Consider the following 21,842-nt stretch of genomic DNA (forward strand, 5'->3'; position numbering starts at 1 on the left):
TGGCAGCGGTCCTGTCATCTTCGGAGGCGGAGGCTTCGGAAGCGGAGGTGGCGGCTTTAGCGGCGGCAGTTTCGGTGGCGGCATGGGCGGCGGCGGTGGAGCCGGGTCAAGATTTTAAAAAGAAACAACATTCAAATAATCAATAAATAAAAAGAGTATGAAAAAATCAACCATTATCATCATTGTTGTTGTAGCCCTTCTTGGCATTTGTGTAGCCTCTCTTGGCATTTGGGGCGTTACCGGTTATAACGGACTTGTCACTATGGACGAAAACGTCAGCGGACAGTGGTCTAACGTTGAAACACAATACCAACGCCGTGCCGACCTGATACCGAATCTTGTAAATACAGTCAAAGGCTATGCCTCTCACGAACAAGAGACACTGCAAGGTGTGATAGAAGCGCGCAGCAAGGCCACACAGATGACCGTAAACGCCAATGACCTGACACCGGAGAAGCTGGCGGAATACCAAAAGGCACAAGGTGCGGTTACTTCCGCCCTCGGCAAACTGCTTGCCATTACCGAAAACTATCCCGACCTGAAGGCAAACCAGAACTTCCTCGAACTGCAAGCACAACTGGAAGGTACGGAAAACCGTATCAACGTGGCGCGCACCAACTTCAACAATGCCGCCAAGGAGTATAATCAAACCATCCGCCGTTTCCCGAAAAACATTCTCGCAGGCCTGTTCGGTTTCGAAAAGCGTGCCTATTTCGAAGCAGCCGAAGGTGCCGAACAGGCTCCGAAGGTTGAGTTCTAATCCCCAAAGGAAGAAATAGGGATTGAAAAGGGAGAAAAACCCATACACAATCTTTTAGACACTGATGACACTGATAACGCGGATTTTTTTGATTTATCCACATCATCAGTGTCACGGTTCTTTCATTTACAGCAGCCAGAGACGCTAAAGAAGTAAAAGCCGATACTCTTCGTATGTATTTACGGAAGTATCGGCTTTTACTCCTTGTCCCCGAAGGGTGATAACCCTCTCCGGCTCCCGCAAATCCTTCCCTCGTGACTGACAGTTTCTTTTTCTTCCGATGTTCCCACTTAATTGGGAACGTGTTCCCTGCTTGTTGGGAACGTATTCCCAATGAGGTGGGAACGCGTTCCCGGCAAGCTGGGAATAAAGTTCCACCATGCAGAAAACGAGTGGCACTCATATCTCTCTGACAATAAACACCTTGCGAGGATGTTTCGCCCACCTGTTTTTATCCGTTTGTTCATCACCGCTCCGTTTCTGTTTCTCCGCTTCCGCCTGTCCGTTTGTGCGGTCTCTCCGGTCGTGTTCCCCGGTACATTTCTCCCCATCCGGTTTCCGTCCGTTTTTATATTCCATGCCGCCCGGCATATTCCTCAATTACAGGCATGGCAGAATAAAATACTTTTTTCGGAAAAATTAAGCAGGTTCCAAGAGTTTATTTCAAAAGTTATCTTAGTTTTGTATCCTATTATCAATCACAAAACTACTCTGACTCATGAAACATCCGCATGGCTATCCGTACCTTCTGTTTCTGCTACTGTTACCCATCCTACATGCCTGCAACGGAGACGTGTTTGTGGATGAAGTCAAACTTCCCCTCACCGAAGCCACGCTCAGCGGTGACGGCGACACGCTGGTTCTCCGCTTCAATACCCCGGAGTGGCTGTTGGTCAACGCCTACGAAGGTAACGACGTTTACGGGCTTTCCGGACATTTATACACTTTAGACGGCACAGACATGGGTATCATCCCCTCCTGCTACTTGAAAGACAAAGGTAAAATCGTAGTAACAGGTCTCTCCCGGGAGCTAATCTTCACCCGCTCCAACGACCGGGAACTGCAAGTGTGCATCGGAGAGAATATCACCGGACGTCCTTTCCACTTTTCCATACTGATAGGCAACAAGGAACACTACGGCAGGGAACAAGAGATATTCCTCACCCAAGACTCCGGCAGCGGTTACGTGATAGACCGGATAGAATACAGCCTCATTCCGGAGTCTGTGAATACCGAAACAGCAGAAGAACTCTATCTGTCACATTACAAGTACACCGACAAGCCGGAGGTGCGCACCTACAACCTGAACGAGCATATGTACCGCCATGTGCTACTCTCCTGCCCCACTGAGATTAACTTTGCACAAACGGACGACAATCCCCCCACCATCGAACTCCCCTCTGCCGATATCTCTCAGGGAGTGAAACCCAGCAACGACCGCATAAAGTACTTCCAGTACGGAAACGACCTGGTTGAAATGAGCGTGCAACCGCCCTTTATGTATACCGTGACCTTGCAACAGGGCATTACAAATATCAAGCGCACAGTCGAACGTCAGGTTTATTCTGCCAACTATACCCTTTTTCTGCGCAACGCCGGGACGGGAAAACCCTACACCGTGCAAGGCATCCTATGTAGCAAGACACCGACAGGAACGATTGGCTCCAAGTTGGAACACCAAAAGAACGACAAGTGACAAGGAACAAGATTACGAGTAAAAAAACACAAGCCTATACAACCATGAGAACGATTCATAAACTATTGGTAACCCTGCTCCTTGCGGGGCAGACCGTCAACGTACTGGGGGCGCAAGGCGCTGCGATGTCCGAACAGACAGACACTCTGCCCCATCCCCTGCACCGCCCCCTCCACAAATTGTCAGTGGACGTGCGCCCTGCTTACCTGGCTCCCACCAACAGTTTCTTCAAAGGGAGCAACGCCGACGGACGGCACATGAACACGTTCTTGTCCGGTCATTTGAAATATGGCGTCCAGTTCAATCCCGACTCCAAGCCGGGCAAACTCTATCCGCACACCACGCAAGGCATCGGGCTTTCCCTCAACACATTGTTCAACAACACGGAAACAGGCACGCCCGCAGCACTCTACGTTTTCCAAAGTTCACGCATCGCCACCCTCGCGCCACGGTTGTCACTGGACTATGAATGGAACTTCGGCGCATCTTTCGGCTGGAAAAAATATAACGAGAACCTCAATCGCTACAACCTGGTGACAGGCTCCAAAATCAATGCCTACATCAACCTGGGCTTCTTCCTGAACTGGCAGGTGTCTCCCCGTTGGAACCTCACCGCCGGCTTGGAAGGCAGCCACTTCTCCAACGGCAATTCCCACTACCCCAATTCGGGCGTCAATACCTTAGGAGCACGGATAGGCATCACGCGCAACTTCGGCGACGAACAGTTCCTTTCCAAAGCACAAGCCGCCCTGCCGCCACGTGAACGGACATTCCTGCCGCACGTCAGTTACGACCTCACGCTCTACGGCGCCACCAAGATACGCGGCTGGGCGGACAACCACAACAGCACATTGGTACCCGGCTCGTTCGGAGTGGCGGGCATCAACTTCAACCCGATGTATAACTTCCACCGCATGTTGCGGGCAGGACTTTCGCTCGATGCGCAGTATGACGAAAGCGCCAACATCCGGCAGCATCTGGCAGGCACGGACGAACACGGAAAACCGAAATTCTACCGTCCTCCCTTCAAGGAGCAGTTCAATGCCGGACTCTCGGCGCGTTGCGAATTTGTCATGCCCGTTTTCTCCATCAACATCGGTGTAGGCTATCACTTCCTGCACAAGGGCGAAGACACAAAAGGATGGTATCAGGTGCTTGCCCTCAAGACGTCCATCACCCGCAACCTCTACCTGCACACCGGCTACCAGCTACAGAACTTCCACGATCCCAACCACCTGATGCTGGGACTGGGATGGCGGTTCAACAACCGGAGATAGCCCGATGGCAGGGTGTTCCCTATAGAGGGTACTCCACATTTCTCACACAAAATCAAGGTTGTAATCGAAATAATCACTACTTTTGCACATCCAATAGAACAAACTTATTATCTCATGAGTAATCAACGATATATGATGAGAGGTGTCAGCGCATCCAAAGAAGATGTGCACAACGCCATTAAAAACATTGACAAAGGTATTTTCCCGCAGGCTTTCTGCAAAATCATCCCCGACATCCTGGGTGGTGACCCTGAGTATTGCAACATCATGCACGCCGACGGCGCAGGCACAAAATCCAGTCTGGCATACATGTACTGGAAAGAGACCGGTGACCTCTCCGTATGGAAAGGCATCGCACAGGACGCGCTGATTATGAACATCGACGACCTGCTTTGCGTAGGTGCGGTAGACAACATCCTGGTGTCAAGCACCATCGGACGCAACAAACTGCTCATTCCCGGAGAAGTGATTTCCGCCATCATCAACGGCACGGACGAGCTTCTTGCCGAACTGCGCGAAATGGGTGTAGGCGTATATGCCACCGGCGGCGAGACTGCCGATGTGGGCGACCTGGTACGCACCATTATCGTAGACTCTACGGTGACTTGCCGCATGAAACGTTCGGACGTTATCGACAATGCCAATATCCGTCCGGGCGATGTGATTGTAGGCCTCTCCTCTTGCGGGCAAGCCACCTACGAGAAAGAGTACAACGGCGGCATGGGCAGCAACGGCCTTACCAGTGCCCGCCACGATGTGTTCGCCAAATATCTGGCAGAAAAATATCCGGAAAGCTACGACAAAGCCGTGCCCGACGAACTGGTATACAGCGGCGGGCTGAAACTGACGGACAGTGTGGAAGGCAGTCCGCTGGATGCCGGAAAGCTCGTCCTCTCCCCCACACGCACCTACGCTCCGGTAGTGAAGAAGTTGCTTGATGCACTTCGTCCCGAAATCCACGGCATGGTGCACTGCTCCGGCGGCGCACAGACCAAGGTGCTGCACTTCGTAGGCGACAACTGCCGCGTCATCAAAGACAACCTCTTCCCCGTACCGCCCCTGTTCAAGACCATCAAGGAACAAAGCGATACGGACTGGAGCGAAATGTACAAGGTGTTCAATATGGGCCATCGCCTGGAAGTGTATCTCTCGCCCGAACATGCCGAAGAGGTGATTGCCATCAGCAAGAGCTTCGGTATCGATGCGCAGATTGTGGGACGCATCGAAGAGAGCGACAAGAAGGAGCTTATAATAAAGAGTGAATTCGGAGAGTTCAAATACTAACCGCCTTGTATGAAAGGGAGCATGAAATTGGCTGAATAGAAGATATGGCAGACAACAACACTATATTAGAAAAGCTGGACGGACTTGTGGCACGCTTCGAGGAAGTCTCCACGCTGATTACAGACCCGGCGGTGATTGCCGACCAAAAGCGTTACGTCAAACTCACCAAAGAGTACAAAGAACTGGGCGACCTGATGGATGCCCGCAAGGAGTACATGCAAGTATTGAGCGGCATCGAAGAGGCGAAAGAAATCATCGCCAACGAAACAGACCCCGAAATGCGTGAAATGGCACGTGAAGAGTTGGATGCCTGCCAGACGCGCCAGCCGGAACTGGAAGAAGAGATTAAACTGCTGCTTGTGCCTGCCGACCCGCAGGACAGCCGCAATGCCATTCTTGAAATCCGTGGCGGCGCAGGCGGAGACGAAGCCGCCATCTTTGCAGGCGACCTCTTCCGCATGTACACCAAATATTGCGAGGCGAAAGGCTGGCGGCTCGACATATCCAGTGCCAACGAAGGTGCCGCCGGCGGTTTCAAGGAAATCATCTGTTCCGTAACGGGCGACAACGTATACGGCACGCTGAAATACGAATCGGGCGTGCACCGCGTGCAGCGTGTGCCCGCCACCGAAACGCAAGGACGCGTGCATACCTCTGCCGCATCCGTAGCCGTGCTTCCCGAAGCCGAAGAGTTTGACGTGGTCATCAACGAAGGCGAAATCAAATGGGATACTTTCCGAAGCGGCGGTGCAGGCGGCCAGAATGTAAACAAAGTGGAATCGGGTGTGCGCCTGCGCTACAACTGGAAGAACCCGAACACGGGAGTGGTGGAGGAAATCCTCATCGAATGTACCGAAACGCGCGATCAGCCGAAGAACAAAGAGCGTGCCCTCTCGCGCCTGCGTACCTTTATTTATGACAAAGAGCATCAGAAATACATCGACGATATCGCCTCCAAACGCAAGACAATGGTCAGCACCGGCGACCGCTCTGCCAAGATACGTACCTACAACTATCCGCAGGGACGCATCACTGACCACCGCATCAACTATACCATCTACAACCTTGCCGCCTTTATGGACGGCGACATCCAGGACTGCATCGACCACCTGATTGTTGCAGAAAATGCGGAAAGGCTGAAAGAAAGCGAACTGTAGAATATTCCTGATTTCTGATTTTAGATTTCTTATTGCCGTACGGGCTGAAAGTTCCGACTAATCCGGAATTGCCTTACGGCACTAACGCACCACCAGCCTGAAAGCCTGGTTCCTGAAATCTAAAATCTGAAATCTTAAACTCTTAAAGTCATGAACGGATTATCAGTAGGAAAGGCATTCCACACAGCCATCACGGCATTCCGGAACTGCCTGAAGCGCTTCCCGGTTGCGGTGGCTTTCATTTTCGTATTCACCGCTTACCTCATCCGCCTGACAGCAACCAACTGGAAAGGGGAAGACCGGCTACTGTTCGTCATCGGCTACTACCTGTCGGTAGGCATCGTGCTCTCACTTACGCTCCACCTATGGAGCGAAGAGGTGAAACGCCGCCTGTGGAAGATTGGCGTGCAACTTGCCGCGCACACCCTGCTCATAGCCGATGCTTTCATTCTCTATCATCAGTGCAGCCCCGGACATTCGTGGATTGAAATCGGCATCGCCCACGCGGCGGTCATCCTTGCCGTAGGGCTGTCCGTATTCTTCCTTTCGTTTCTGCGCGAGAAAAACGACATTGCCAGCTGGAACTTTGCGCTGAGCACCGTTTCCTCGTACATCGTCACACAGCTGATAGGGTTTATCCTATGCGCAGGCACCTGCTTGCTGCTCTTCTCGCTGCACCAGTTGTTCGGCATCCACATCAGCAAAGAGTGCTATATATACATCTATTTCCTGTGTACCATAGCACTTGCCCTGACGCTATTTCTCGGACTGTTGCCGCAAGGAGTCAAAAAGTATGACCGCGAACCGCACTCCTCGGAATTTCTGAACGGCATCCTGCACTACCTGTTCCTGCCGCTCACAGCCGGATACCTGGCAGTACTCTACGTCTATGCCACCCGCATCCTCATCCGTTGGGAGTTGCCCACAGGTTGGGTGTCGTGGCTGGTCGTGACATTGATGACGATGTGCATCGCCATCGAATTCGGGCTATATCCCACTCGGTTCAAGGAAAGTAAGCGGTTCGACAATTGGGTTGCCCGCTGGATGCCCGTACTGATACTGCCGCTGTTGCTGCTGATGACCGTAGGCATCGTACGCCGGTTCAACGATTACGGCATCACCCTCAACCGTCTCTACCTCGCCACGCTCAACGGCTGGTTCTACATCGTCTGCATCGGGCTGTTCGTCACAAAGGCGCGGCGCATCAACTGGATACCCATTTCGTTTGCCGTTATCTTCCTGTTGACGTCGGTACTGCCGGTGAATTATGTCAGCATCTCACGCAACTACTTATTAAAAGAGGTGGAAGCCACGATGACAAGTACCTACAAAGATACGTTGCCCATGAACAACGAGCAATACCTCGACTGGCTGAAGACACTGCCCGAAAAAGAGGCATTGGCAGTGAACAGCCGGTTAAAAAAACTGGAAGACTTCTATTGCGACCAAAGCATCTATCGCTTAGTGGACAAGGACGTCAACTATTGGACAGCAAAAAGATACATAATAAAGGAAGAAGCCGTTGTTGAGGACACAGTGATTGTAGCAGGAGAGGATGGCGACACCATCGGCTTGAAGAAAACGTACTACCGCAACCTACTCACCAAGAGAGTAAACCCGTTGGATATCTCCGGTACCTATACAAGGGTGATGCTGTATGACGATACGATGTACATCTTCGACTTGCAGGCAATAAAAGCGGGCACCATTGCTTTCGCCTTGCCCACCGATGATGTCAAAGAAACGCCGGACACCGCCTACGTAGCACTGCAAGATCTGCTTGAATGGGATAAACAGCACAACCTTACACCGCAAACGCTTCGTTGTAACCGTGCGGGAAACAAGTTCGTGCTGACCCGCTTCCATTTGAATACCGGCGACCCTGCCAAAAAACACTCTGCCACATTGAACTTCAGCGGCATCCATCTGAAGAGATAACAACCGACAGAAATCTGAAAATCATAAATCAATAAATTCCATCGATATGAACAAACAGCAACTCTTTGAGAATATAAAGCGCAAGAAATCATTTCTCTGCGTAGGTCTGGACACGGATATCAAGAAGATTCCGGAACATCTGCTGAAGGAAGAAGACCCCATCTTCGCCTTCAACAAAGTAATCATCGACGCAACGGCGGATCTCTGCATCGCCTACAAACCGAACCTCGCTTTTTACGAGAGCATGGGCGTGAAAGGTTGGATTGCCTTTGAAAAGACCGTGAACTACATCAAGCAGAATTATCCCGACCAGTTCATCATCGCCGATGCCAAGCGCGGCGACATCGGCAACACCTCTGCCATGTATGCCCGCACATTCTTTGAAGAACTGGACATCGACTCCGTGACCGTGGCTCCCTACATGGGCGAAGACAGCGTCACCCCGTTCCTCACCTACGAAGGCAAATGGGTTATCCTGCTTGCGCTGACCAGCAACAAAGGTTCGCACGACTTCCAGCTGACGGAAGACCCGCAGGGCGAACGCCTCTTCGAGAAAGTGCTGCGCAAGAGCCAGGAGTGGGCAAGCGACGAACAGATGATGTACGTGGTAGGCGCCACCCAGGGACGCGCTTTCGAGGATATCCGCAAGATTGTCCCCAACCACTTCCTCCTGGTGCCCGGTGTAGGCGCACAAGGCGGTTCGCTGGAAGAAGTCTGCAAATACGGTATGAACAAGACCTGCGGACTGATTGTCAACTCCAGCCGCGGCATCATCTACGTGGACAAGACCGAGAACTTTGCCGCCGCCAGCCGCAAAGCCGCACAAGAAGTGCAGGCACAGATGGCGGAACAGCTGAAAGCGATACTTTGACCGGAACAATCCATAACATAACCACAGTCGGGCAGAGCCGTGCAGCCAACCACTTGTGCTACCGTCTCTGCCTGACCTGTATAAAGTAAAGTATCAAACACTTGCCCATGCTCTACGAACGCAAAATCATCAACGACCCGGTGTTCGGGTTCATCAACATACCGAAAGGGTTGCTCTATGACATCGTGCGCCACCCGCTGTTGCAACGCCTTACGCGCATCAGGCAGTTGGGGCTGTCGTCCGTGGTCTATCCCGGCGCGCAACACACCCGGTTCCAGCACTCGCTGGGCGCTTTCCACCTCATGAGCGAGGCCATCCAGCAACTCACAGCCAAAGGCAACTTCATCTTCGACAGCGAAGCGGAAGCCGTGCAGGCCGCCATCCTGATGCACGACATCGGGCACGGTCCTTTCTCGCACGTGCTTGAAGACACCATCGTAAAGGGTGTCTCGCACGAGGATATCTCCCTGATGCTGATGGAGCGCATCAACAAAGAGATGAACGGGCAACTGGCACTTGCCATCCGCATATTCAAGGACGAATATCCCAAACGATTCCTGCACCAGCTGGTAAGCGGACAACTGGACATGGACCGTCTTGACTACCTGCGCCGCGACAGTTTCTATACGGGAGTGACGGAAGGCAACATCGGCTCGGCGCGCATCATCAAAATGCTCGATGTAAAGGACGACCATCTGGTGGTAGAGTCCAAAGGCATCTATTCCATCGAAAACTTCCTCACCGCACGCCGCCTGATGTATTGGCAAGTGTATCTGCACAAGACTTCGGTGGCATACGAGAGAATGCTCATCAGCACGCTGCTGCGTGCCAAGGAACTTGCCGGACAGGGCGTGGACCTGTTTGCCTCGCCCGCGTTGAAATTCTTTCTGTACAATGACATCAACCGGGAGACTTTCTACGCCAATCCGGAATGTTTGGAAAACTTCATCCGGCTGGACGACAACGACCTGTGGACATCCCTGAAGGTATGGAGCACGCATGCGGACAAAGTGCTGTCCACGCTCAGCCTGGGCATGATAAACCGTAACATCTTCAAAGTGGAAATCTCTACCGAGCCTTTCGGAGAGGAGCGGAAAAAAGAGATAACCTTGCAGATAGGCAGGCAACTGGACATCTCCCCGTCCGAAGCCGGATATTTCATTTCCACGCCCGGCATTGAAAAGAACATGTACGACCCGGCGGACGACAGTATCACCATCCTGTACAACGACGGTTCCACCAAAAATATAGCCGAAGCATCGGACATGCTCAACATATCCCTGCTGTCAAAGAAAGTAAAAAAATACTACTTATGTTACCAGCGTCTGCATAGATAAGTATAAAATATTCATCGCAGGACAAGGATATATAAAAAAAAAGTCCGTTATTTGTGTTTTGAAACCATCTAACAACAATAAGACATGGAGTTCTCTGCTAAACAAATTGCAACATTTATCCAGGGAGAAATCGTTGGAGACGAGAATGCAACCGTACACACCTTCGCCAAAATTGAGGAGGGAATACCGGGAGCAATCTCTTTCCTGTCCAACCCTAAATACATACCTTATCTGTACGAAACCCAATCGAGCATCGTTTTGGTGAACAAGGATTTCACTCCCGAACAGGAGGTGAAAGCCACAATGATTAAGGTAGACAATGCTTACGAAAGTCTTGCCAAACTGCTGAACCTTTATGAACAAAGCAAGCCGAAGCGTACGGGCATCGACCCGCGGGCATACGTTGCCGAGACGGCAAAAATAGGCAAAGATGTTTACATCGCACCTTTCGCCTGCATCGGAGAATACGCAGAAGTGGGAGACAACACGGTAATCCATCCGCATGCCACCATCGGAAGCGGTGCCAAAGTAGGCAGCGACTGCATCATTTATGCCAACGCCACCATCTATCACGATTGCCGCGTGGGTAACCGTTGCATCCTGCATGCCGGCTGCGTGATTGGCGCGGACGGGTTCGGTTTCGCTCCGACCCCCGAGGGTTATGAGAAAATCCCCCAAATCGGTATCACCATACTGGAGGACAACGTGGAGATTGGTGCCAATACGTGCGTAGACCGTGCCACAATGGGAGCGACCATCGTGCACAGCGGTGTGAAACTGGACAACCTGGTGCAAGTGGCACACAACGACGAAATCGGTTCGCACACGGTAATGGCCGCCCAGGTGGGCATTGCCGGTTCTACCAAGATAGGCGAATGGTGCATGTTCGGCGGTCAGGTGGGCATAGCCGGACACATCCACATCGGAAACAAAGTAAACCTGGGTGCACAGTCGGGCGTTCCCGGCAACATCAAGGAGGGCAGTGCGTTGATAGGCACGCCGCCTATGGAGATAAAGCCTTACTTCAAGGCGCAGGCAGTATTCCGCAAGTTGCCGGATATGTACTTCGAACTGAACGCGCTCCGCAAAGAACTTGACGAATTAAAGAAACAATTAAATAAGTAACCAATGTTGAAACAAAAGACTCTGAAAGACAGCTTTTCGCTCAGTGGGAAAGGCCTTCATACAGGACTTGACCTGACCGTTACTTTCAACCCGGCTCCGGACAACCACGGATATAAGATTCAGCGTATCGACCTCGAAGGAGAGCCCGTTATCGATGCCGTTGCCGACAATGTGACCGAAACGACACGCGGCACCGTACTTTCCAAAAACGGAGTGAAGGTCAGTACCATAGAGCATGGTATGGCTGCGCTTTATGCCCTGGGCATAGACAACTGCCTTATTCAGGTAAACGGTCCGGAATTTCCCATCCTGGACGGAAGCGCTCAATATTATGTCAACGAGATAGAACGTGTGGGCACCGTAGAGCAGAGTGCCGTAAAGGATTTCTATATCATCAAGTCGAAGATTGAATTCCGCGACGAGACTACCGGTTCGTCCATCATCGTATTGCCCGATGAGAACTTCAGCCTGAACGTGTTGGTATCTTACGACTCTACCATCATCCCCAACCAATTTGCCACCTTGGAAGATATGACAAAATTCAAGGACGAAGTAGCTGCAAGCCGCACATTTGTATTCGTACGCGAGATAGAGCCGTTGCTGCAAGCCGGACTCATCAAAGGAGGTGATTTGGACAATGCCATCGTCATCTACGAACGCGAAATGCCGCAGGATGCCTATGACAAACTTGCCGACGTAATGGGTGTGGCGCACATGGATGCCAAGCAGTTGGGTTACATCAACCATAAGCCACTGGTATGGCCCAACGAATGTGCCCGCCATAAGTTGCTGGACGTCATCGGCGACCTGGCATTGATTGGCAAGCCCATCAAAGGTCGTATCATCGCCACACGTCCGGGACACACCATCAACAATAAGTTTGCTCGCCAGATGCGCAAGGAAATCCGCCTGCACGAGATACAGGCTCCTACATACGACTGCAACCGCGAGCCGATTATGGATGTAAACCGCATCCGCGAACTGTTGCCGCACCGCTATCCGTTCCAACTGGTAGACAAAGTAATTGAGATAGGTGCCAACTACATCGTAGGCGTGAAGAACGTAACCGCCAACGAGCCTTTCTTCCAGGGGCACTTCCCGCAAGAACCGGTGATGCCCGGCGTGTTGCAGGTAGAGGCAATGGCACAGACAGGAGGCCTGCTTGTACTGAACTCCGTGGACGAACCTGAACGCTACTCCACCTACTTCATGAAGATAGACGGCGTTAAGTTCCGCCAGAAAGTAGTGCCGGGAGATACGCTGATTTTCCGTGTCGAACTGATGGCCCCTATCCGTCGCGGCATTTCTACGATGAAAGGCTATGTGTTTGTAGGCGAAAAAGTGGTGTGCGAGGCTGAGTTTATGGCGCAGATAGTAAAAAATAAGTGATAAGATTTCAAATTTAAGATTTATGATTGCTCCGCCACAGTACGGTGCCAAATCTAAAATCTAAAATCATAAATAATTAACATGATAAGTCCCTTAACATATATCCACCCCGAAGCACAAATCGGGGAAAACGTAGAGATTGCTCCTTTTGTCTTCATTGACAAGAATGTGGTAATCGGTAATAACAACAAGATTATGGCGAACGTCAACATTCTGTACGGGTCGCGCATCGGCAATGGGAACACAATCTTTCCCGGAGCCGTAATCGGTGCCGTGCCGCAAGATTTGAAGTTCAGGGGAGAAGAGACTACCGCCGAGATAGGCGACAACAACACCATCCGCGAGAATGTGACAATCAACCGGGGTACGGCTGCCAAAGGAAAAACAGTGGTGGGCAGCAACAACCTGTTGATGGAGAGTGTGCATGTGGCGCACGATGCCATCATCGGGAACGGTTGTATCATCGGTAACTCCACCAAAATGGCAGGTGAAATTATAATAGACGACAACTCCATTATCAGTGCCAACGTGCTGATGCACCAGTTCTGCCGCGTAGGCGGGTTCGGTATGATACAGGGTGGATGCCGTTTCAGTAAAGACATACCGCCGTATATCATAGCCGGACGGGAACCTATCTGCTATGCAGGGCTCAACCTCGTGGGATTGCGCCGCCGGGGGTTCTCCAACGAAACCATCGAATCCATCCATAACGCTTACCGTATCATCTATCAAAGCGGACTGAACAATACGGATGCTTTGAAGAAGATTGAAAGTGAAATGGAAATGACGCCCGAAATCAGCTATATCGTAAACTTTATACGCGAGTCGGCGCGCGGTATCATTCCGGCAGGAAAATGAAATAGTTTTTAGATTTCAGAGTTTAGAGTTGTTACCTATTAAGTAACGTCTGAAATCAGAAATCTAAAATCTGAAATCTAAAAACTCATAACTCCAAACTCATAAATTACAGTTCATCATGATATACAGATTCACCCTCATCTCCGATGAAGTGGACGACTTCATCAGAGAAATACAGATTGATCCGGAAGCCACTTTCTATGACTTCCACGAAGCTATCCTGAAATCGGCAGGTTATGCCAACGACCAAATGACCTCTTTCTTCATCTGTGACGATGATTGGGAAAAGGAAAAAGAAGTCACTCTCGAAGAGATGGACGACAATCCGGAGATAGACAGTTGGGTAATGAAAGACACCCCGATCAGCGAGTTGGTAGAAGACGAGAAGCAAAAACTGCTGTACGTGTTCGACTACATGACAGAAAGGTGTTTCTTCATCGAACTCTCCGAAATCATCACCGGTAAGAATATGAGCGGAGCAAAATGCACCAAGAAAGCCGGTGATGCTCCTAAACAGACCATCGACTTCGAAGAAATGGCTGCTGCCGGCGGCTCGCTCGATTTGGACGAAAGCTTCTACGGCGACCAGGACTTTGATATGGAAGACTTCGACAAAGAAGGTTTCGGCGGCTTGGACGACGGTGCTGCCGATATTGCTTACGAAGAAGACAAATTCTGATAAACCGGCTCGGGCGAATAACAATTTGCTCCAATGATACTGAAATGTCCTGTGAGGATACATTCGTTTCAAAGGATGCAACTGTTTTTCGCCCGAATTATGTTATTACGACCTCATGAAAACATTGATAGTACTTATAGGCCCTACGGGAGTGGGTAAGACAGAACTCAGCCTGCGGCTGGCAGAACATTTCCGGACATGTATCGTTTCCGCCGACTCACGGCAACTGTATGCCGAACTGAAAATCGGTACGGCGGCGCCTACCCCGAAACAATTGCAACGGGTACGGCATTACTTTGTCGGCACCCTGCAACTGACCGACTATTACAGCGCCGCCCAATATGAAGCCGAAGTACTACAACTTCTTGAGAAACTCTATGCCCGGCATGAGGTTGTGCTTCTGGCAGGCGGTTCCATGATGTACGTGGATGCCGTATGCAAAGGCATTGACGACATCCCCACTGTAGATGCCGAAACCCGCCGGCTTATGCTGCACAAATATGAGACGGAAGGGCTGGACAACCTGTGTGCCGAACTGAAGTTGCTGGACCCGGAGTATTACAGGATTGTAGACCTGAAGAACCATAAACGGGTAGTGCATGCACTGGAAATCTGCTACATGACAGGCAAGACCTATACCTCTTTCCGTACACAGCAAAAGAAGGAACGCCCTTTCCATATTATTAAGATAGGACTGACACGCGACCGCAAAGAGCTATACGCCCGCATCAACCAACGTGTGGAGCAAATGATAGCAGACGGGCTGGTGGAAGAAGCCCGTAGCGTCTACCCGCATCGGGCGCTCAACTCACTGAACACCGTAGGCTATAAGGAAATATTCAACTACCTCGACGGCGAATGGACGCTGCCCTTTGCCATTGAGAAAATCCAACAGAACTCCCGCATCTACTCCCGCAAACAGATGACGTGGTTCAAACGGGACGAGGAAATACGCTGGTTTCATCCGGAACAAGAAACGGAGATACTTACGTATCTCCGTTCACAGTTAAACACCGACTACTAATCAGCATAATGACAGACTATGCCTAATGGGGTTTCATTACCGTCAAGGCAAAGCCGTTATCGTCTGCCTCAGCCTTATGTCTTGGCTGGAAGCGCCTATCATCACTTCAAACTCGCCCGGCTCTACCGTCCAGTTCATGTTGCGGTCCAGCAGTTGCAAGTCTTCCGGCTTCAAGGAGAATGTAACCTGCCTGGTCTCACCCGGTTGAAGAGATACCCGCTCAAAACCACGTAACTGCGAGTCGTACGTAATAACGCTACTCACCTTATCGCGCACATACAGTTGTACCACCTCGTCGCCCGCACGTTTTCCCGTGTTTGTCACATTGACCTTAACCGTGTATTCTCCTTGTGTACGCTGTTTCAGTGGAGATACTTCCAAACCGGAGTAAGCAAAAGTCGTATAACTCAAGCCGAAACCGAAGGGATAGAGTTCGCCCAGCACGCGTGTCGCCCCCGAACCGTTGGGACCAGACTTCGGCTGTCTGCCGTGCGAACCGGGTTTAAAGGGAAAGTTCAACTCAATCTGTCCTACGCTCTTCGGGAAAGTAACCGTCAGTTTGCCGCCCGGATTATGCTCGCCGAACAGGGTCTCCGCAATCACCGTTCCACCCTGGCAACCGGGAAACCACGACTCCAAGATAGCAGGGATATAAGCATTTGCCCAATTAATCGTGAGCGGCTGACCGTTTACCAGCACCAGTATCACCGGTTTTCCTGTGGCATGCAAAGCTTCAAGCAATTGTTGCTGGCGCCCCGGCAAATCGAGTGACGTGCGCGAACGGCTTTCACCCGTACGGTATTCATCCTCCCCCAGCACGGCAATCACGACATCACTCTCACCGGCTTTTGCCACTGCCTCGGCAATGCCCTGTTTCTCTTGCTCGTTTATAGGAACGGGCAGTACCTCCGTAGCAGGCCAACCGGCATCTACAATGTCGCAACCTTTGGCATAATCCACTTCGGCAACGCCTTTCAGATAGTTGCGCAAACCGGCAAGCACGGTCACCGTCTCCAATCTGTTGGGACCATAACGACTGGTCATGAAATTATCCTCATCCGCCAACGGACCGGTCACCAATACTTTCTTTATCCGTTGCTTATCCAGCGGAAGGATGTTATTCTCATTCTTCAGAAGAACAAGAGCCTGTTGCTGCATCTTCTTCACAAAATCCATGTTCCGGTCTACCCCGCCTACCTTGTCGGCAGCTTTTGTATCCGTCACGTAGGGTTGGTCAAATAGTCCCAGGCGGAATTTCACCCGCAGCACTTCCGACACGCGCTTGTCTATCGTAGCCATTGAAATTTTCTTCTCTTCCAGCAGGCGGCGGACAGGCAGGATGAAATCGGAAGGCGGTGTAAAGTGGGTGCGCACATTCAAGCCGGCTTCCAGCACCTGGCGTACAGCCTCATCGTAAGTTTCCGCCACCCGGTGTTTGGACTGTACAAACTCCACAGCCTCGCTATCGCTCACCACATAACCGTCGAAGCCGTACTCCTCGCGCAACAACTCCGTAAGGAAATAGTAACTGGCAGACACGGGCACGCCGTCCCAATCGTTATAACTGCTCATCACTCCCATAGGGTGCGAGTTCTGAATGACTTTCTTAAAGGGATAGAGGAAAAGTTCGTGCAACTCGCGCGGAGCCACATGCGGGTCAGTGCGGCAATGTCCGTCGCGCCCACCTTTAGGCACGCTGTAGACTGCATAATGTTTCAACGTAGCAGCTACTCCCTGTTCCTGAATGCCGTTCACCATTTCCGTCCCCAAGGCAGCTATCAGATAGGGGTCTTCTCCGTAGCACTCCAATGTACGTCCCCAACGCGGGTCACGCACAACATCCAGTATCGGAGCATATACATTGGTGTATCCCAACGCTTTGGCTTCCTGTCCGGCAATGACACCGGCACGATGAACCAACTCCTTGTTCCACGTACTTCCTATGGCGATAGGAGCAGGCAACGGAGTGGCTTTCGTATGGTTCAACCCGTGAATGCCCTCGTTGGAGAAGTCAACGGGAATACCCAGGCGGGTCTCCTCCACAAACCAGCGTTGTACGGTATTTATCGCCTCGGCATGGTTGCTGAAAGGGTATAACAGACCGGGCACACGACCGGCTTTCTTTCCTACGCCGTTCAGCATCTCGTCAATATTTGCAATACCGTCTTTCCATATCTCGTTCTTCCAGCCGGCAGTAGGCAGGGAGTCTTTCAGCACACGACCGTAGCCGTAAAGGGTTGCCAACTGGCAGGTTTTCTCTTCCACCGACATTTGTGAAAGCAGGTCGGCTACCCGTTTCTCAACAGGTTGCGAAGGGTCCTCGTAAATGTCCTTCACCCCGTTCTTGTTGAAATCAATCCAACCTTTCTGATACATTTTCTTGTTTTGCGCCTGTACATTCCCGATGAGTCCCAAGCATAGGGCGGAAATGCCGATAATCAGTTTGTGTTTCATGTATAAAGTATTTTATCGTTTGTCAGGCAAAGATAAAAATTCACTCTGTTAGTAGATACTTATAAAACAAAAAAAACAACTTATACACTATCTTTTAGACACAGATGACACGGATAACGCAGAATTTTTTCTCAATTCATCTGCGTTATCCGTGTCATCTGTGTCTAAAAGATAATGTGATTATGTAAGCTTTCCATGGTTTCGACACATCCTGCCCAACCAAAGTACCTCACTATCTCTCCTTGCCTATTTCTTCGTAATAATGTAAATTGCCTTTCTCTGTCCCGGCGTCTTGTCTACTCGGACCTGACCAATCTTATCGGCAGGAATGTACTCTTCCAATTTTTTACCCTTCGTATCCACTTTTACCCCGTCCACATATATATCTACATCCTCTGTATCAGTAAAGTCGGTACTCTTATCGGGATGCGGTCTATCCTGCTTTTTCAGTTGGATGAGCAGAACCCCGTTCTTACCTTTCTCACCATACTCCTTGTCCAACGTAGCCTTGTCACTTACTACCTTTATATGCTCTATGCTTTCCGGTTTCAAGGCACGCATTATTGCAAAATCCACTTCCTTGCCGTCTACAAGGCAAAGCGGCTGTTTACCTTCTTTGAAAGAGAGGAACATCCCTTTATCAAGTGCCCCGGAAGCATCAGTCGGCTTCGAGTCGGGAGTATCAGCCGTCAGTCTGAACGTAACCGGCATCGTGTACTTCACAGCTACAGCCTTTCCGCGTAACATTCCCGGTGTCCATTTTGGCAGCGACTCTATCACACGAACAGCTTCCGCATCCAAATCCGGGTCTACACCATGAAGAACATGCGCCTTCCTGACATCACCCGTCTTGCCGACAATGAAACCGACAATCACCCTGCCCTGTATCTTGTTCTTCTGTGCTTCTACCGGATAACGCATGTTCGTTGCCAGGTATTCCATCAATGCACGTATTCCTCCGGGGAATGATGGCATCTGATCCACCATCTCGGATACCGGGTCGTCTTCCTCACCGACTTTAGAGGCATAGCCCACTACCACCATTTCATCCAACTGCTGTACAGGCTCTTTGCCTTTCACACTTACCACTTTCGTTTTTTCCGCATGTTGCTCTGCCTTACCTTTCTGCTTTACAGTATCTCTTGGCAGCGGTTGCCCGACACTTTCTGCAACTTTTGTTTCTACAATTGCCGTTAAATCATTAACTTTGACGGCTGAAATGTCGTGGAAGCGAGAGAAAAGTGAGTTTACTTGCTCTCTTCCGAGCGCATCCGACATTCTGGAAATCTCTTCCGTTGCATTAGAGACTTCGGGACGGGCAAAAGCTGTTACTGCAATAGCAGCTACCGGAAGTACATAAAGATACTTCAAACGTGCCCACGGACTTGATTTTTCTTTTAACATCATAGTGATACGTTTTTTAAGTTTACTGTGATTAAAGCTGTTGGCCATAGAGTAGAGCCTTGTGCCAACGGCTTTTTTTATTAATAATAATTGATATTGCTTTGCGTTCACTCCCTCGTTGATGACCGTTTCATCGGCTTCGTATTCATGGATATTCTGCAATTCCTGTTTCAATAGCCACGCCGCCGGATTGAACCATTGGAAGAAGATGCAGACATCCGTTGCCAGCAAATCCCACGAATGGCGATTACGGATATGTGCCAACTCATGAATAAGTATCTCCCTTCCATTTTCCTCTAAATCTTTCCGCGAAATGGCGATATACCTCATCCAACTGAACGGAGCTATTTCCCGCTCATGGATAATCAGGACAGCCCTGTCCGCCGTTGCTACATAATCACCGATTTTTCCCGCCCTGCCACACTTCAGCAATGACACCAACCGCAACAACGAATAGAAATGGCGGAAAACAAAGAACACAATACCCGCCAGATAAACAAGCAACAACACTTGCATCCACACCATCGCAGGTTCCTGAACCTGCGTTACATGCTCCGAAGCATCCGTCACATCCGCCGGCAACAGCCATTGCTCCCACGTCATCATCGTCTGATGCACTTCTGCCGGACGCTCCACGCTGACCTCCACCAACGGTAGCAGGCAAGAGAACGACAAGATGCCTAACAGCGCAATGCGGTTGAATCGATGAAACGTCTCACGGCTCAGCAGCAACCGGTAAAACAGATAGAACACCGCCAAGCAGACAGATGATTTAAGTATATAAACAAATAGCGTGCCCATAAGAATATATGTGTATCAACAACGGTTGTTATCTCGAAGATTTTCCTTTTTCCACGTCTTGTATCAGTTGCCTCAAGTCGTCCAGCGAGAGTTCCTCCTCATTCACCAGCGATGATACCGCGCTCAGGTAGGAGTTGTTGAAGTATTTGCTGATTACATTCTTCAATGTCCCCTTCCGGAAATCCGCCTCGCTCACCACGGCATAGTATTGGTAAGTATTGCCAAACGTATTGTGTTGCAGGAATCCTTTATCCTCCAACCCTCTCACAATGGTCGAAAGTGTATTGAAGTGCGGCTTGGGATCTTCATAGAACGCCAGCATCTCTTTTACAAACAACGGCCCTTTCTTCCAGAAAAAGCCCATGATTTCTTCTTCTTTTACAGTCAGTCCTTTCATTGTCCTTATCTCTTTTCTGCAAAGAACTAAACTTTTTAGTTGTAAAACTAATTATTTTAGTTAAACAAAACTAAAGACTTTAGTTGAAGATGAACAAAGGAATCAACATGAAAGGGAAGGGGGGGGATAATTTTGAATGATGAATTTTGAATTATGGGATAAATAAAAAACTTAAATGAAAGGAAAAGTCAGCCGAGTGCTGCTGACAACTGTTGCAAGGCTTTTTGCAATATGGGGCGCGGACAGCCTACATTCAACCGCATAAAGCCTTCGCCCGGCTTGCCGAACATCGTTCCATCATTCAGTGCCAAACGGGCTTTTTCCACAAAGAACCTTACCAACTCTTCTTGCGGTAACCCCAGTCCGCGACAATCCAGAAAAATGAGATAAGAGGCTTGCGGGCGTATCATGCCAATGCCCGGTACATGTTCTTTCAGGTAATGTTCCGTAAAGTCAATATTACCCTGCACATACTCGAGCATCTGCTCCAACCACTCCTCGCCATGCGTATAAGCAGCCGCAGCACCGATGTAAGCAAACAGGTGTCCTTCGCAGAACTCTCCGGCTTCCATAAACTCCCGGAAACGGTGACGGATATCCTCATTGACGGCTATGGCATACGAACTGCCCAATCCCGGCATATTAAACGCCTTGCTGGGAGCCATGAAAGTAAGCGAATTTTGCGCGGCAGCCTCGGACACCGTAGCAAAAGGATGATGCTTACAGGGGGGAAGGGTGAGGTCGGCATGTATCTCGTCGGAAATAACCATCGTCCCGTTCTCCCGGCAGATGTCCGCTATCCGGCGCAGTTCGTCTACCGTCCATACGCGTCCGCCGGGATTGTGGGGATTGCAGAGAATAAGTACCCGGCACCCACGGATGTCCTCGGAGAAACGTTCAAAATCAATCCGGTAATGCCCGTCACACAAATCAAGCGGGGAACAGACAACCTCACGTCCCAAGCGCTCGGTCACCAAAAAAAAAGGATGATACACCGGAGTCATCACCATCACCCTATCGCCCGGCTTGGTAAAACACTGCAAAGCGAATGCCTGCCCGCGGACGATACCGGGAACAAACGTCAGCATATCCCGCCTAACCTCCCATTGATGGCGCCGATGCAACCAGTTACAAATAGAGGTGTACCACTCCTCGCAGGCAAAGGTATAACCCAACACCTCATGGTCGAGACGGCGGCGCAAAGCATCCATTACAAAAGGCGGCGTACGAAAATCCATATCCGCTACCCATAAAGGGGTCAAATCATTGCGTCCCCATACATTCTCTACGCCGTCCCACTTCACGGAGTCCGTGCCGCGGCGCTCAATCACTTCATCAAAGTTATACTTCATACGGTGCAAGTCATGAATAAAATCAAGTGCAAAAGTACG

Annotated in this window: 18 protein-coding genes and 1 pseudogene (1 of these 19 only partly in view); 14 read left to right on the forward strand and 5 right to left on the reverse strand. The window is 50.4% G+C overall.

Translation table 11 applies throughout. The features are described 5' to 3' along the window. Together QZ327_RS02100 and QZ327_RS02105 are read left to right on the forward strand one after the other, a co-directional pair. Window positions 1-118 (forward strand): annotated as a pseudogene (locus tag QZ327_RS02100) (YgcG family protein) (it extends 792 nt beyond the left edge of the window). A gap of 39 nt (window positions 119-157) precedes the next feature. Then, on the forward strand, window positions 158-760 hold the full coding sequence (locus QZ327_RS02105; RefSeq protein WP_294616705.1) for a LemA family protein: 603 nt from the start codon (window positions 158-160) through the stop codon (window positions 758-760). A gap of 399 nt (window positions 761-1,159) precedes the next feature. On the opposite strand, the gene QZ327_RS02110 is transcribed toward QZ327_RS02105, so the two are convergent. Further along, entirely contained in the window at window positions 1,160-1,339 is a 180-nt protein-coding gene (locus tag QZ327_RS02110) for a hypothetical protein (RefSeq protein ID WP_294616706.1), read from the reverse strand. A gap of 139 nt (window positions 1,340-1,478) precedes the next feature. On the opposite strand from QZ327_RS02110, the gene QZ327_RS02115 reads away from it, so the two are divergent. From QZ327_RS02115 to miaA, 12 genes are all read left to right on the forward strand, one after another. Beyond that, window positions 1,479-2,456, forward strand: a complete 978-nt coding sequence (locus tag QZ327_RS02115) for a hypothetical protein (protein ID WP_294616707.1) — start codon at window positions 1,479-1,481, stop codon at window positions 2,454-2,456. 44 nt (window positions 2,457-2,500) lie between these two features. Next, a complete protein-coding gene (locus tag QZ327_RS02120; protein WP_294616709.1) occupies window positions 2,501-3,733 on the forward strand; it encodes an acyloxyacyl hydrolase in 1,233 nt (410 codons plus the stop codon). A gap of 114 nt (window positions 3,734-3,847) precedes the next feature. Next, window positions 3,848-5,017, forward strand: coding sequence for an AIR synthase-related protein (locus tag QZ327_RS02125; RefSeq protein ID WP_294616711.1), 1,170 nt, complete (start codon window positions 3,848-3,850; stop codon window positions 5,015-5,017). A 44-nt stretch (window positions 5,018-5,061) separates the two neighbouring features. Beyond that, a complete protein-coding gene (prfA, locus tag QZ327_RS02130) occupies window positions 5,062-6,174 on the forward strand; it encodes a peptide chain release factor 1 (protein ID WP_294616712.1) in 1,113 nt (370 codons plus the stop codon). A gap of 150 nt (window positions 6,175-6,324) precedes the next feature. Then, entirely contained in the window at window positions 6,325-8,112 is a 1,788-nt protein-coding gene (locus tag QZ327_RS02135) for a DUF4153 domain-containing protein (protein WP_294616713.1), read from the forward strand. Window positions 8,113-8,158: 46 nt separating this feature from the next. Beyond that, window positions 8,159-8,983 (forward strand): orotidine-5'-phosphate decarboxylase, encoded by an 825-nt coding sequence (gene pyrF, locus QZ327_RS02140; RefSeq protein WP_294616715.1) that lies wholly within the window; start codon window positions 8,159-8,161, stop codon window positions 8,981-8,983. Between the two features lie 107 nt (window positions 8,984-9,090). Then, the gene (locus QZ327_RS02145) at window positions 9,091-10,320 is read left to right on the forward strand and encodes an HD domain-containing protein (protein ID WP_294616717.1); all 1,230 of its coding nucleotides are present in this window, start codon (window positions 9,091-9,093) and stop codon (window positions 10,318-10,320) included. Between the two features lie 84 nt (window positions 10,321-10,404). Continuing rightward, complete coding sequence (gene lpxD, locus QZ327_RS02150; RefSeq protein WP_294616719.1) at window positions 10,405-11,445, forward strand: UDP-3-O-(3-hydroxymyristoyl)glucosamine N-acyltransferase; 1,041 nt, start codon at window positions 10,405-10,407, stop codon at window positions 11,443-11,445. A 3-nt stretch (window positions 11,446-11,448) separates the two neighbouring features. Beyond that, the gene (locus QZ327_RS02155; protein WP_294616721.1) at window positions 11,449-12,834 is read left to right on the forward strand and encodes a bifunctional UDP-3-O-[3-hydroxymyristoyl] N-acetylglucosamine deacetylase/3-hydroxyacyl-ACP dehydratase; all 1,386 of its coding nucleotides are present in this window, start codon (window positions 11,449-11,451) and stop codon (window positions 12,832-12,834) included. A gap of 81 nt (window positions 12,835-12,915) precedes the next feature. Continuing rightward, window positions 12,916-13,692, forward strand: coding sequence for an acyl-ACP--UDP-N-acetylglucosamine O-acyltransferase (lpxA, locus tag QZ327_RS02160; protein WP_294616722.1), 777 nt, complete (start codon window positions 12,916-12,918; stop codon window positions 13,690-13,692). Between the two features lie 118 nt (window positions 13,693-13,810). Beyond that, window positions 13,811-14,371: a hypothetical protein gene (locus QZ327_RS02165; RefSeq protein WP_294616724.1), complete on the forward strand. Its 561-nt coding sequence runs from the start codon at window positions 13,811-13,813 to the stop codon at window positions 14,369-14,371. A gap of 115 nt (window positions 14,372-14,486) precedes the next feature. Then, window positions 14,487-15,395 carry a tRNA (adenosine(37)-N6)-dimethylallyltransferase MiaA gene (gene miaA, locus QZ327_RS02170; RefSeq protein WP_294616726.1) on the forward strand — a complete coding sequence of 303 codons (909 nt, stop codon included), beginning with the start codon at window positions 14,487-14,489 and terminating at the stop codon, window positions 15,393-15,395. Between the two features lie 42 nt (window positions 15,396-15,437). Here the strand turns inward: miaA and QZ327_RS02175 are convergent, their stop codons facing one another. The 4 genes from QZ327_RS02175 to QZ327_RS02190 all read right to left on the reverse strand — a co-directional run bounded on the left by QZ327_RS02175 (window position 15,438) and on the right by QZ327_RS02190 (window position 21,803). Continuing rightward, the gene (locus QZ327_RS02175; protein ID WP_294616728.1) at window positions 15,438-17,849 is read right to left on the reverse strand and encodes a glycoside hydrolase family 3 N-terminal domain-containing protein; all 2,412 of its coding nucleotides are present in this window, start codon (window positions 17,847-17,849) and stop codon (window positions 15,438-15,440) included. 246 nt (window positions 17,850-18,095) lie between these two features. Continuing rightward, the gene (locus QZ327_RS02180) at window positions 18,096-20,054 is read right to left on the reverse strand and encodes a M56 family metallopeptidase (RefSeq protein ID WP_294616729.1); all 1,959 of its coding nucleotides are present in this window, start codon (window positions 20,052-20,054) and stop codon (window positions 18,096-18,098) included. A gap of 28 nt (window positions 20,055-20,082) precedes the next feature. After that, window positions 20,083-20,451 carry a BlaI/MecI/CopY family transcriptional regulator gene (locus QZ327_RS02185; RefSeq protein ID WP_294616731.1) on the reverse strand — a complete coding sequence of 123 codons (369 nt, stop codon included), beginning with the start codon at window positions 20,449-20,451 and terminating at the stop codon, window positions 20,083-20,085. 188 nt (window positions 20,452-20,639) lie between these two features. After that, window positions 20,640-21,803, reverse strand: coding sequence for a MalY/PatB family protein (locus QZ327_RS02190; RefSeq protein WP_294616733.1), 1,164 nt, complete (start codon window positions 21,801-21,803; stop codon window positions 20,640-20,642). Between the last annotated feature and the right edge of the window lie 39 nt (window positions 21,804-21,842).

Source organism: uncultured Bacteroides sp. (genome assembly GCF_910578895.1).
Lineage (GTDB): Bacteria > Bacteroidota > Bacteroidia > Bacteroidales > Bacteroidaceae > Bacteroides.

Bases quoted from the DNA above. Each gene is read 5' to 3' on its own strand.
- QZ327_RS02105 (WP_294616705.1), top strand. From the start codon at position 158: ATGAAAAAATCAACCATTATCATCATTGTTGTTGTAGCCCTTCTTGGC.
- QZ327_RS02110 (WP_294616706.1), bottom strand. From the start codon at position 1,339: ATGGAATATAAAAACGGACGGAAACCGGATGGGGAGAAATGTACCGGG.
- QZ327_RS02115 (WP_294616707.1), top strand. From the start codon at position 1,479: ATGAAACATCCGCATGGCTATCCGTACCTTCTGTTTCTGCTACTGTTA.
- QZ327_RS02120 (WP_294616709.1), top strand. From the start codon at position 2,501: ATGAGAACGATTCATAAACTATTGGTAACCCTGCTCCTTGCGGGGCAG.
- QZ327_RS02125 (WP_294616711.1), top strand. From the start codon at position 3,848: ATGAGTAATCAACGATATATGATGAGAGGTGTCAGCGCATCCAAAGAA.
- prfA (WP_294616712.1), top strand. From the start codon at position 5,062: ATGGCAGACAACAACACTATATTAGAAAAGCTGGACGGACTTGTGGCA.
- QZ327_RS02135 (WP_294616713.1), top strand. From the start codon at position 6,325: ATGAACGGATTATCAGTAGGAAAGGCATTCCACACAGCCATCACGGCA.
- pyrF (WP_294616715.1), top strand. From the start codon at position 8,159: ATGAACAAACAGCAACTCTTTGAGAATATAAAGCGCAAGAAATCATTT.
- QZ327_RS02145 (WP_294616717.1), top strand. From the start codon at position 9,091: ATGCTCTACGAACGCAAAATCATCAACGACCCGGTGTTCGGGTTCATC.
- lpxD (WP_294616719.1), top strand. From the start codon at position 10,405: ATGGAGTTCTCTGCTAAACAAATTGCAACATTTATCCAGGGAGAAATC.
- QZ327_RS02155 (WP_294616721.1), top strand. From the start codon at position 11,449: ATGTTGAAACAAAAGACTCTGAAAGACAGCTTTTCGCTCAGTGGGAAA.
- lpxA (WP_294616722.1), top strand. From the start codon at position 12,916: ATGATAAGTCCCTTAACATATATCCACCCCGAAGCACAAATCGGGGAA.
- QZ327_RS02165 (WP_294616724.1), top strand. From the start codon at position 13,811: ATGATATACAGATTCACCCTCATCTCCGATGAAGTGGACGACTTCATC.
- miaA (WP_294616726.1), top strand. From the start codon at position 14,487: ATGAAAACATTGATAGTACTTATAGGCCCTACGGGAGTGGGTAAGACA.
- QZ327_RS02175 (WP_294616728.1), bottom strand. From the start codon at position 17,849: ATGAAACACAAACTGATTATCGGCATTTCCGCCCTATGCTTGGGACTC.
- QZ327_RS02180 (WP_294616729.1), bottom strand. From the start codon at position 20,054: ATGGGCACGCTATTTGTTTATATACTTAAATCATCTGTCTGCTTGGCG.
- QZ327_RS02185 (WP_294616731.1), bottom strand. From the start codon at position 20,451: ATGAAAGGACTGACTGTAAAAGAAGAAGAAATCATGGGCTTTTTCTGG.
- QZ327_RS02190 (WP_294616733.1), bottom strand. From the start codon at position 21,803: ATGAAGTATAACTTTGATGAAGTGATTGAGCGCCGCGGCACGGACTCC.